The organism is Microcystis sp. M090S1, from assembly GCF_020246295.1.
Classification (GTDB): domain Bacteria; phylum Cyanobacteriota; class Cyanobacteriia; order Cyanobacteriales; family Microcystaceae; genus Microcystis; species Microcystis aeruginosa.
Map to the genome: position 1 here is coordinate 1 of NZ_JADBTF010000452.1, position 9,985 is coordinate 9,985.

Genomic DNA, 9,985 nt, shown 5'->3' on the forward strand with positions numbered 1-9,985 from the left:
GATCGATTAAGCCTTGAAACTGCCCGATAATTGGTTTTAGGTATTGTTCTAGATTAATGGCTACTTTGGCCATTTCGATCGCTTCTTTTTCCAGACTATCTAACTCCAGCTGCAACTGATACACTTGTTTGTACCCGTTCAACTCGCCGATCATTTTCGAGAAAACCTGTTTTTGTGTATCCTGATCTTCAGCTAATTTCTGGATACTTTCGCTGATTAGGTCGATTTTCTTGAGCATGAGCAAGCTGGCGCGACCAACAAGAATCACAGTGCGGAAAATCTGCTGTTTCTGTAGTCTCAGGGTATCTCGCAGTTCGGCCGAGCCGATGCTATTCTCCAAAGATTGGCGTTTTCGCTCTGTTTCTGCCAATTTCTGGCATTTAACCGCCACTGCCTCCTTGATTTCCTCGGTCAGTTCCAGAAAAAACCGCCGGTATTCATCCTTATGGTCGGTGAGAAATCTGATTAACTGGTTATAGTCCTTGACTAATCTTTCTAATTCTTGAAAAGTTTCCTCGAAATTGAGGGGTTCTTCTTTTTTCCTCAATCCTAGCCATGTATTGCGGACCCGTTTTCCGGTTTTAATCAGTTGCTGTCTTTCTTGAATCTGATCCTGCAAAACCAATAAATCGGGGCGATTTAGTTGGGGAAGTTGATAGGTTTTCCGATAAAGCTTGATTTTCGCCGTTTCTTCTGCCATCGCCGTGATCGCTGAGGGTGAGTTTTTTCTATTTTATAGTCATTTCAATTAAGATTGAGAATAAGTAGGTAGGTGTTAAAAGTTGTCAGACACCCCCCTTATCAAGGGGGGATTAAAGGGGGGACTAAGGGGGGATCGGCACCCCCCTTATTAAGGGGGGCAGGGGGTATCGAACCTAAAATCCATTTTTAATTTAATTATAACCAGCTACTTATCAATACCAAATAGAATAAAGGTTTCATCGATCCAGAGTGTATCGGACTTATTTGAAATCACTATAGTTGTTTCAGTTTATTGCAGACGGTGGATTACGCTTCGCTAATCCACCCTACCATCTGTTCCCTATTCCCTATTCTCTATAGTTGAATTTGTTTTTGACTAGGTACTTAAAACTGTAAAAACTTTTTAATTTGTGTCCAAAGATTGCCAAAAGACTCTTTCATTTCCTCCTTAATTTTCCAGCGTTTAAATGCCTCTTCGTAGGCAATTCCTTGATTTTGAAAAGTTTTCCAAGCCGAGAGAGAAAGAGGTAAACCCATTAGCAAAAAGATATAAATTGCCCAAGAAATTGTTCCAGCACTAATTAAATTAATGGTAAGAAAAAAACTATTAATAATCAGATAGCGAACGGTTTTATGTTTTAGCTCCTCGCGACGAAAGCGATCGAATTCTTGCCGCTTATAACTGACCATTTTTGACTCTTGCCAGTCCTTTTCCGCCGCTTCTAAGTCTTTAACTTCAATAGCTAAATCGTCGGCAATTTCTAACAACTGTTGACGGGTAATTTCTCCCTTATCCCCTTGACGGGAGATAGCCAAATAGAGAATTTCCTGCACATCCTCTTGACTGTAGGATTGGGGAGGGAAAAAATCGGGGTTTGGCATAGCGATAGAGAAAGAAATAGGTTCCTTCTCTATTATGGGCGATCGATTAGCGATTGACAGTTAGACGAGACAGGGAGTTTTTAACTGATTCATCCATGCTTCTAAATCCTGCAAAGAGCGATCGGCATATTGACCGTAACGTTCCCGTTTATTGCGTATTTTTCTGGTAAAATTCGGCAAAATGCCAAAATTTGGCGGCATCGGTTGAAAATGTTTCGGTTCGGCACTGCTGATAAACTCAAATAATGACCCCATCATCGTTGTGGTTGGCAATGTCACCGTTTCTAATCCTAAAGCTAAACGAGCGGCATTAGTTCCCGCTAACCATCCCCCAGCAGCCGCAGCCGTATAGCCTTCCGTGCCGATTAACTGTCCTGCCGCTAATAGCGTCGGTCGCGATTTAAACTGGAGACTGGAGGATAATAACTGGGGAGAATTGATAAAGGTGTTTTTGTGCATCACCCCCATGCGGACAAATTCGGCCTTTTCTAACCCCGGAATCAGACGGAAAACCCGTGTTTGTTCACCCCATTTTAAATTAGTTTGAAATCCCACCATATTCCACAATTGCCCCGCTTTATCTTCCATTCGCAACTGTATAACTGCGTAGGGACGTTGATCCGGATATCTGGGATCCGCTAATCCCACCGGTTTCAGGGGACCAAAACGCATGGTATCTTCTCCCCGACTGGCTAATTCTTCGATTGGCAGACAAGCCTCGAAAAATTTGGCATTTTCTCGCTCAAAATCCTTTAATTCTGCTTGTTCTGCCTGTTTTAGTTCTTGCCAGAAGTGCAGGTATTGTTCCCGATCCATGGGACAATTGAGATAGGCGGCCTCACCTTTATCGTAACGGGAGGCCAGAAAAGCGATCGCTCGATCGATCGATTCCCCTAGAATAATCGGACTAGCGGCATCAAAAAAGCTCAGATAGTCCAGGCCGGCGAAATTTTGCAGATCTGCGGCCAAAGCAGCACTGGTTAACGGTCCAGTGGTTAAAACAACGATACCATCCCGGGTAATTTCCGTGATCTCCTGACGTTTTAAGGTGACTAGAGGGTGGTTAGCCAAGATTTCCGTCAAATTTCGACTAAAGACCCCTCGATCGACCGCTAAAGCCCCTCCTGCGGGGACACTATGCTGATCGGCCTGGGCAATAACTAGAGAATTTAAGCGTCGTAATTCTTCATGGAGTAACCCAGTGGCGCGATCCACCGCCATGGCACCAAAGGAGTTACTACAGACTAATTCGGCTAAAAATTGGCTATGGTGGGCGGGACTAGAGCGAATTGGGCGCATTTCGTACAGGATCACGGGAATACCAGCTTGGGCTATCTGCCACGCCGCCTCAGTCCCCGCTAATCCTCCACCAATTACATGAATAGGGCGATCAATCATAGTTGGGAGAAAATGGCTAGAGTAGGATTATTTTAGCGTCAGTTCCCAGTCACCAAAAAATAGGCGGGGCTGACGGCGATCGCATGAAGATTGGGGCTGATCACAAACTCAGGTTATAATCAAGGAAGGGATAGAATATTATATTTTATCTCGTCACGGTTTTTGCTTTCGAGAAGGTGGCAACACCGCCCCACTTTCTCACCATCTCCTTCCAGATGGGTTAGTTAGCGGTTTGACTTCTATGAACACCAATTATCTTGAAGAATACCAAAAATACCTAGCCGAATGGCAGAAACTGCTTCTGTCCGCTTGGGGTAATGGTGTTCCCACGACTACACCAGTGTTTGAGTTTCCGGAAACTTTGGTTAAATCCCTCGAATATCAACAAGAATGGGTGAAATCCTACCTAACCGCCCAAGAAACCGCCACCAAAGTTGCCCTCGATAGTCAGAAACAATTCTGGGATAGTTATTTTGGTTTTGCTCGTCAGTCCATGGCTGTAATCAATAAACCAGCTTAATTAGGTATCAATTGGCTAGATAGTTCGATTGGTGACTTAACTTCCCTTAAAAAATGAAATTCCTCAAATACAATCCCCTCTGGCGTTGTATTTGAGGCTTTTTTGGGTTTTATTACCTTTAGGCAATTAGGGAATTTTGGGGTTTGGCAAAAATCATCCGTCCGGCAGAGGTTTGCAGTGCAGATGTCACCACTACCCGCAATTCTCCCCCTAGATAATCTTTCCCTTCTTCTACCACTACCATCGTGCCATCTTCTAGATAACCGATGCCTTGGGTGGGTTCTTTTCCTGCTTTGAGAATTTTCAGATCCAAAGTATCCCCGGGCAAGTAGATCGGGCGTACTGCTTGGGCGAGATCGTTGACATTCAAGATGGTGACTTTTTGCAGATTGGCCACTTTACTGAGATTATAATCGTTAGTGAGCAAGGTGGCGTTAATTTCTTGGGCAAGATGGACTAATTTAGCATCTACGGTGCTAATATCGTCATAATCGGCCGGATGAATGATAATGCGATCAGGAAATTCCTCTTGCATCCGGTTTAAGATATCTAATCCGCGTCTTCCTCTGACTCGTTTTTGGTCGTTACTGCCATCCGCTAACTGTTGCAATTCCTGAAGGATAAATTGGGGAATGAGTATCTGTCCCTCGATAAATCCTGTGTCTAACAATTGTTCGATACGACCATCAATAATACAACTGGTGTCAACAACTTTGGTGGCGGCCGCTTGCAGGGTTCCTTCTGCCACTAAAATTGATTCCATACTATTCGGGTTAATCAGACGCAAAAAAGTGCGACCGTGGGTATCAGCTAAACTAACCCCGAGATAGGAAAACATAATACTGCCTAAAATGGCGATTATCGGCTTAATAAACGAGAATTCTCTGGGAATCGGTAGGAAGAAAATCGGGGCTAAGATCAGATTAGCAATCAACAAACCGATAACTAGACCGACCGAACGGGTTAAAATAACTTCGATCGGAGTTTGCCGTACTTGGGTTTCTAGACGACGATAGGTAGTTTGGGCAACTAAACCAAGGGCTAAACCAATAATTGAGGCAAAACCCGCCGATAACCAGCGTAACGCTTCAATATTGCTGATTTGCAACTGGACAGTAACCGGCAGCAAGTCCACACCACTATAGCCAATACTGGCAATAGCGAAGACGAATAATAAAATTATGACGGCATCAAGCATAGGGATAATACCAGAGGGGATAGGGGGGAATGATGGTAGAAAAATAATGAGTATGGATACTTTTACATTATATCCGTGGGCCTCTCCTAATTTGTGTCGGGAAAGTTGCCTCCATTCTAGGAGATGTTCTCCCCAGCCATAATACATCTTAACGAAGATAAACGAAATTATAGCCGTCGGGAGTCAGCCTTGAATCAGTTATCAGTTATTAGTTATCAGTCATCAGATACGAGTTACAGCGTTTCTCAGATAGATGAGGTTCGCTCTTGCATCTAAAATACTTGATTAGCAAGGCTTAGTCTGTACCTCACCTTGACGAGAAAGGCTGTATGAGTTCACTGATTACTGATTGCTGTTCACTGATAACTGCTTTAATGTCCTATTTTCACCCCATAACCTCGGTTTATATTCATATTCCCTTCTGTCGTCGGCGCTGTTTTTACTGTGATTTCCCGATTTTTGTCCTTGGTAATCGCACCAATCCGGCGACTTTTCCCCCTGTGGTGGAGTATGTGGAAATATTACAAGAAGAAATTAGCCTTAGTCAGGGGACGGGGAAACCCCTAGAAACAATTTTTTTTGGGGGGGGGACTCCTTCCCTGTTACCTGTGGAATTATTAGGAGCAATTCTGGATACTTTAGCCAAAAAGTTTGATTTTGCCGCCGATATAGAGATTTCTATGGAGATCGATCCGGCTACCTTTAGTTTAGAACAATTACAGGGTTATCTTAGCGCGGGAGTCAATCGAGTTAGTTTAGGAGTACAGGCTTTTCAAGAACCATTATTACAGGTTTCTGGTCGATCGCATACTGTTAAGGATATCTATCAGGCAGTGGAATTAATTCAGGGATTGGGAATAGTTAACTATAGTTTGGATTTGATTTCAGGATTGCCACAACAAACCCTCACAGATTGGGAAAATTCCCTAGAAAAAGCGATCGAACTGCAACCGGCCCATCTTTCCTGTTACGATTTGGTCTTAGAAGCGGTTACTCCTTTCGGTAAACAGTATCAACCGGGGAAAAAACCCTTACCCGATGATGAAACCACGGCAAAAATGTATGTTTTAGCCGGTGAAAAACTAGCTTTAGCCGGTTATCAACATTACGAGATTTCTAACTATGCCAAACTGGGTTATCAATGCCGACATAATCGAGTGTACTGGGAAAATCGTCCCTATTACGGCTTTGGTATGGGGGCTGCTAGTTATCTTCATCAACAACGTTTTACCCGTCCGCGCAAAAGTCGCGACTATTTCGCTTGGGTAAAAGAAGGCTGTCAGATTGACGTGGAGAAAAATAGTTTTATCGATGATCTTCTCGAAACCTTGATGCTAGGGTTAAGGTTAGGGTCAGGGGTGAGTTTACCCGCCATTGAAGCTAATTTTGGTTCGGAAATCAAAAAAGCAATTTTAGAGGTCTTAGAGCCGCATAAACAGCGTAATTTAGTAATAATTGAGGGGGATAGCAGGGTCAGATTAAGCGACCCCGAAGGTTTTTTGTTTTCTAATCTAGTTTTAACCGATTTATTCGATCGCTGGCAATAGTTAGAAACTATATTTTACTAGCGATAATGGATAGCTAACCAAATACAAGGGGGATTATTGCTAGTAAATTCGACGCGATGTTTTTGGTGAGGAGGAATCAGCAGATAATCCCCTGCTTGCAGATTAACTTGGCTGCCATCTTCATAACTAATCTCAGCAAATCCCTGTAATAAAATCACCCATTCAAACTCAGATTGATCGTACCATTGACCGATGGGAGTGGTTTGACCAGTGGAAATAATTCTTTCCAGACGAATAGCCTGACTTTGGGCCAAAATTTCCAGAATTTCTCGGTCAGGAATTAGTTCAGGTAAATCAAAAATTGAAGCTGCTATCATTAGTTATGATCCCTTTCTGGATGAAAATCTTTAATCACCGTCGGTATTGCTGTTAAAATTTTCTCAACGATATCAGTAGGTGTATCTAGGTCAGAAACAACAATCCGAAGATCTGCTTCTGCATAAAGTCCTCGTCTTTGTTCTAATAATAATTCCAGTTTACTTTCTAAATCAGTGGACTGAAGCAAGGGACGAGAGGTATCTTTTTTTAAACGTTTAACCAAGACTTCGAGAGGAACATCTAACCAAATCATTAAACCGTGACGAAGATAACTCCAATTCATCGGTTTTAAAACCATCCCTCCCCCGGTGGCAATCACAGTTTTAGTCAGAGAGGATAATTCGGCTAAAACTTGGGTTTCTAACTCCCGAAAAGTCGCTTCTCCCTCGTCGGCAAAAATTTCCCTGATTTTCTTTCCCGCGACCCTTTCTATTAATATATCTGTATCAAAAAAACGATATTGTAAACGTCGGGAAAGCAACTCTCCCAGGGTGGATTTGCCGGCCCCCATCATTCCTAGCAAAAAAACACTTAATCCCCGTAAGGAGTTAAAATCCGTTGAATTGTCCATAGTTAAAATTTAGCTGAATGTAGTCCTCGCTACTAAGGGACGATTTTTTGATAAGCATTTGGGAGTAAAAACCGCGAGATGAAATCAGAAAATCTTCTCAGAACCCCCATTGACACGGACATCGTGTCAGAATGCTGGATAACCATGATACCATCTTGGTAATTAATCGACAAAATCAGCTTGATTAATCTAATCAAGTGGTGTGAGGAGTGTGAACACAGGAGTCTCAAATTCATGTCCAATCAACCAGCAAACTTTCCGGGTAACAGAAATCAACTCAAACCGATTAAAGTCGGGGTTATCGGGGTCGGTAACATGGGACAACACCATAGTCGCATCCTGAGTTTATTAAAAGACGTGGAATTCGTCGGGGTGGCCGATGTCAACGTCGAAAAGGGACTGGAAACTGCCAGTAAATACCGAGTCCGTTTTTTTGAAAATTATTTAGATCTCTTACCTAGGGTAGATGCGGTTTGTATCGCTGTCCCCACGCGGTTACACCATCGAGTCGGGATGGACTGTCTGCAAGGGGGAGTACATACCTTGATCGAGAAACCGATCGCCGCTAGTATTAGTGAAGCGGAATCTTTAGTCAATGCGGCAGCCGATCACGATTGTATTCTGCAAGTGGGTCATATCGAGCGTTTTAATCCCGCTTTCCAAGAGTTATCGAAGGTCTTGAAAACCGAGGAGATTTTAGCGATTGAATCCCATCGCATGAGTCCCTATTCCCAGCGCGCTAATGATGTGTCGGTGGTGTTAGATTTAATGATCCACGATATAGATTTAATTTTAGAATTAGTCTCGGCTCCCGTGGTGAAATTAACCGCTAGTGGTAGTCGCGCTGCCACTGATTCCGGTTATCTCGATTATGTCACTGCAACCCTTGGTTTTAGTAATGGAGTAGTGGCTAATTTAACCGCTAGTAAGGTGACTCATCGCAAGATTCGTCGTTTAGCAGCCCACTGTAAAAATTCTCTCACGGAAGCGGATTTTCTCAATAATGAAATCCTCATTCACCGGCAAACCACCGCTAACTATAGCACCGATTACGGTCAAGTTCTCTACCGTCAAGATGGTTTAATTGAAAAGGTTTATACCAGCAATATTGAACCTCTACACGCGGAATTAGAACATTTTGTTCATTGTGTGCGCGGTGGGAACCAACCTTCTGTCGGTGGGGAACAAGCTTTAAAAGCTTTACGATTAGCTAGTTTAATCGAACAAATTGCCCTTGATGGTCGCGTTTGGCAACAATCGGACTGGAATTATCAATATCTTAATTCTCCCGTGATTACTGCTTCTTAATTGTTTTCACCCCGATTCTTTAAATGAGAGAATTGGGGTGAGGAAACAAAATTAGTTATCTGGAGAACTTTTTAAACATTTTTCTGAGGATTTTTTTCCACACCATTGACTTTCACAGGGAACTCCATCACCGTCTCCATCCATTTTGACATTGGGGCAATTTCTCAAGAAAAAAGTCGCTTCTGGACAGGATCTCATCTGGGAACAGTGAGTTCTACCATCGCACCGAAACTGTGGAGAAGGACTAGGTTTTTTCTGGGGAGTGGGACGATTATTGTTGTTAGCTACGGCTAAATTATTGAGGGTTTGATTGCCAGAAATTGGTGATTTTATTGATATTTGTTCGCTCAGAAAACCCAGAATTAAAATAACAATTACTTTTTTCATAAAATGCTTGCCTGATTCTCTGCTCTTATCATAGTACCAAATAGGATACAGGATAATAAATCAGAGTTATTCCCAGGTAAACGTTTGGGGGGGGTCAAGCAGCCAGTGGCACTGACTCTTCCGATTATTTGTTAGTATATGCAGAAAAACACCATGAAAATTAGCCCTAATGGACAAATCACTATTCCCCCTGATATTCAAGAAAAGCTTGGGTTGTTACCCGGTACAGAAATCCAGCTGGAAGTGATTGGGGATATCTTGCAAATTCGCAAGCCTAGAACCCTAAGCCGGGGAAAGCAACTGATTGCCGCTATCCGTGGCAAAGCAACTAGCCGTCTAACAACCAACGACATCATGCAAGCGACCCGTGATACTAAATCTGGTTATTAAAGACTGATTATTTATTACCCCTTTTGCCTCTTGCCTCTTGCATGAGTGCCTGTCTTCATAAGTAGCCTATACTCAACAGATTTAGTATAACAGGTTCTCTAATGACTCTAATAACTAAATCAGGCTTGAGTCTTCTTAGTTGAGTCCCATAGAGAGGATCAACATTTTCATCTAAGAGATATTTCAGACTCATTTACTTGTTTGACTGCTTTTCTTTGTTGCCTTAACTTTCTCAATTTTTCCGCCACAGGAGGAGGATTTTGTTTTTGTATTTCTCTCATTCTTTCTCCATGTTCAATCCATTCGGTTAAATAATTGGTTATTTTTTCTTGCTCATGCAAATAGTACAAAATTGTCGCATAAACTTGTTCTAAGCTCAAAGATGAGTAAGTTTTAGCAATTTCTTCAGGTGTTTTAAGTAGGGAGGCACAATTATTTGTAGGATGGGTTAGCGGTAGCGTAACATAATCGGGCGTTGGGTTTCATGCTTCAACCCAACCTACGTTCTTATCTGATTACACCTTAGACAATTCGGTTAAATAATTGGTTATTTTTTCTTGCTCATGCAAATAGTACAAAATTGTTGCATAAACTTGTTCTAAGCTCAAAGATGAATAAGTTTTAGCAATTTCTTCAGGTGTTTTAAGTAGGGAGGCACAATTATTTGTAGGATGGGTTAGCGGTAGCGTAACATAATCGGGCGTTGGGTTTCATGCTTCAACCCAACCTACGTTCTTATCTGA

At 42.4% G+C, this 9,985-nt stretch carries 11 protein-coding genes and 1 pseudogene; 4 read left to right on the plus strand and 8 right to left on the minus strand.

Going from position 1 to position 9,985, the window contains the following annotated elements:
• The 3 genes and pseudogenes from IM477_RS19770 to trmFO form a co-directional block, all read right to left on the minus strand.
• Positions 1 to 700 (minus strand): annotated as a pseudogene (locus IM477_RS19770) (formylglycine-generating enzyme family protein); the annotation flags it as partial.
• A gap of 386 nt (positions 701 to 1,086) precedes the next feature.
• A complete protein-coding gene (locus IM477_RS19775; protein WP_287733177.1) occupies positions 1,087 to 1,584 on the minus strand; it encodes a 2TM domain-containing protein in 498 nt (165 codons plus the stop codon).
• A 60-nt stretch (positions 1,585 to 1,644) separates the two neighbouring features.
• Positions 1,645 to 2,982, minus strand: a complete 1,338-nt coding sequence (trmFO, locus tag IM477_RS19780; protein ID WP_287733178.1) for an FADH(2)-oxidizing methylenetetrahydrofolate--tRNA-(uracil(54)-C(5))-methyltransferase TrmFO — start codon at positions 2,980 to 2,982, stop codon at positions 1,645 to 1,647.
• A 241-nt stretch (positions 2,983 to 3,223) separates the two neighbouring features.
• On the opposite strand from trmFO, the gene IM477_RS19785 reads away from it, so the two are divergent.
• The gene (locus tag IM477_RS19785; RefSeq protein WP_043995783.1) at positions 3,224 to 3,502 is read left to right on the plus strand and encodes a hypothetical protein; all 279 of its coding nucleotides are present in this window, start codon (positions 3,224 to 3,226) and stop codon (positions 3,500 to 3,502) included.
• A gap of 118 nt (positions 3,503 to 3,620) precedes the next feature.
• Here the strand turns inward: IM477_RS19785 and IM477_RS19790 are convergent, their stop codons facing one another.
• The gene (locus IM477_RS19790; RefSeq protein ID WP_287733179.1) at positions 3,621 to 4,700 is read right to left on the minus strand and encodes a PIN/TRAM domain-containing protein; all 1,080 of its coding nucleotides are present in this window, start codon (positions 4,698 to 4,700) and stop codon (positions 3,621 to 3,623) included.
• Between the two features lie 374 nt (positions 4,701 to 5,074).
• Between IM477_RS19790 and hemW the strand changes: the two genes are divergently transcribed.
• On the plus strand, positions 5,075 to 6,247 hold the full coding sequence (gene hemW, locus IM477_RS19795) for a radical SAM family heme chaperone HemW (protein WP_287733180.1): 1,173 nt from the start codon (positions 5,075 to 5,077) through the stop codon (positions 6,245 to 6,247).
• Positions 6,248 to 6,264: 17 nt separating this feature from the next.
• Here the strand turns inward: hemW and IM477_RS19800 are convergent, their stop codons facing one another.
• Together IM477_RS19800 and IM477_RS19805 are read right to left on the minus strand one after the other, a co-directional pair.
• Positions 6,265 to 6,585 (minus strand): cupin domain-containing protein, encoded by a 321-nt coding sequence (locus IM477_RS19800; RefSeq protein WP_287733181.1) that lies wholly within the window; start codon positions 6,583 to 6,585, stop codon positions 6,265 to 6,267.
• Positions 6,585 to 7,157 (minus strand): shikimate kinase, encoded by a 573-nt coding sequence (locus tag IM477_RS19805; RefSeq protein ID WP_287733182.1) that lies wholly within the window; start codon positions 7,155 to 7,157, stop codon positions 6,585 to 6,587. The genes IM477_RS19800 and IM477_RS19805 overlap by 1 nt, the downstream gene beginning before the upstream one ends.
• 234 nt (positions 7,158 to 7,391) lie before the next feature.
• On the opposite strand from IM477_RS19805, the gene IM477_RS19810 reads away from it, so the two are divergent.
• On the plus strand, positions 7,392 to 8,465 hold the full coding sequence (locus IM477_RS19810) for a Gfo/Idh/MocA family protein (protein ID WP_287733183.1): 1,074 nt from the start codon (positions 7,392 to 7,394) through the stop codon (positions 8,463 to 8,465).
• Between the two features lie 51 nt (positions 8,466 to 8,516).
• On the opposite strand, the gene IM477_RS19815 is transcribed toward IM477_RS19810, so the two are convergent.
• A complete protein-coding gene (locus tag IM477_RS19815) occupies positions 8,517 to 8,852 on the minus strand; it encodes an excalibur calcium-binding domain-containing protein (RefSeq protein WP_287733184.1) in 336 nt (111 codons plus the stop codon).
• A gap of 153 nt (positions 8,853 to 9,005) precedes the next feature.
• On the opposite strand from IM477_RS19815, the gene IM477_RS19820 reads away from it, so the two are divergent.
• The gene (locus tag IM477_RS19820; protein WP_223213093.1) at positions 9,006 to 9,242 is read left to right on the plus strand and encodes an AbrB/MazE/SpoVT family DNA-binding domain-containing protein; all 237 of its coding nucleotides are present in this window, start codon (positions 9,006 to 9,008) and stop codon (positions 9,240 to 9,242) included.
• Between the two features lie 167 nt (positions 9,243 to 9,409).
• On the opposite strand, the gene IM477_RS19825 is transcribed toward IM477_RS19820, so the two are convergent.
• Entirely contained in the window at positions 9,410 to 9,622 is a 213-nt protein-coding gene (locus IM477_RS19825; protein ID WP_002766476.1) for a hypothetical protein, read from the minus strand.
• Between the last annotated feature and the right edge of the window lie 363 nt (positions 9,623 to 9,985).

Coding starts and splice junctions, on each gene's coding strand:
- IM477_RS19775 (WP_287733177.1), bottom strand. CDS start 1,584: ATGCCAAACCCCGATTTTTTCCCTCCCCAATCCTACAGTCAAGAGGAT.
- trmFO (WP_287733178.1), bottom strand. CDS start 2,982: ATGATTGATCGCCCTATTCATGTAATTGGTGGAGGATTAGCGGGGACT.
- IM477_RS19785 (WP_043995783.1), top strand. CDS start 3,224: ATGAACACCAATTATCTTGAAGAATACCAAAAATACCTAGCCGAATGG.
- IM477_RS19790 (WP_287733179.1), bottom strand. CDS start 4,700: ATGCTTGATGCCGTCATAATTTTATTATTCGTCTTCGCTATTGCCAGT.
- hemW (WP_287733180.1), top strand. CDS start 5,075: ATGTCCTATTTTCACCCCATAACCTCGGTTTATATTCATATTCCCTTC.
- IM477_RS19800 (WP_287733181.1), bottom strand. CDS start 6,585: ATGATAGCAGCTTCAATTTTTGATTTACCTGAACTAATTCCTGACCGA.
- IM477_RS19805 (WP_287733182.1), bottom strand. CDS start 7,157: ATGGACAATTCAACGGATTTTAACTCCTTACGGGGATTAAGTGTTTTT.
- IM477_RS19810 (WP_287733183.1), top strand. CDS start 7,392: ATGTCCAATCAACCAGCAAACTTTCCGGGTAACAGAAATCAACTCAAA.
- IM477_RS19815 (WP_287733184.1), bottom strand. CDS start 8,852: ATGAAAAAAGTAATTGTTATTTTAATTCTGGGTTTTCTGAGCGAACAA.
- IM477_RS19820 (WP_223213093.1), top strand. CDS start 9,006: ATGAAAATTAGCCCTAATGGACAAATCACTATTCCCCCTGATATTCAA.